General features: G+C 56.2%; 1 protein-coding gene. It reads right to left on the reverse strand.

Features of this window, described 5'->3' with window-relative positions; translation table 11 throughout:
• Positions 1 to 514: LptF/LptG family permease (locus ACTHUR_RS18400; protein ID WP_440400207.1), on the reverse strand; the 514-nt coding region annotated here is incomplete at both ends.

Below are 514 nucleotides of genomic sequence, written 5' to 3' on the forward strand. Positions count from 1 at the left end.
ATCAGGAAAAGCCCGATGGCGACGAGGATGTTGTAGGTGTGGCCGCTGCGCGGGTTGAAATAGGAAAGCGGCACGGCAAGCAGGCAGAGCAGGAGGACGCTGACGGTCAGCGAGATACGCCACATCAATTCCGCCTGATGTTGCGGGTTGCTGCTGCCGATGAGCTGCGATGTCGGGATGGTGCGGCGGTGGGAAACGGGGTCGATGAGTTTGGGTGTGGTGCTGATAATCAGGCTGAGGTTTTGGAAGGAAACGCGGTTGTAGTTGGCTTTGCCGGGCGTGCCGCTGTAACGGTAGCCGTTGCGCAGGTCGAGCGTGCGCTTGTTGTCGTTCAGCGAGAAATTGCCTTCTTTGGCGAAGATAATGTTGTCGTTGCCGTTTTTATCCTGTTCGCGCAGGAACAGGTTTTTCATGATGCCCGATTCGGTGTCGAAGGTTTCGACGAAGTAAACCCTGCCGTTGCGCTTGCCTAGGCTGTTGAACTCGCCCGCTTCCACCATGGACAATTCTTGTT

The sequence above is a fragment of the Neisseria sp. P0021.S007 genome (genome assembly GCF_051956855.1).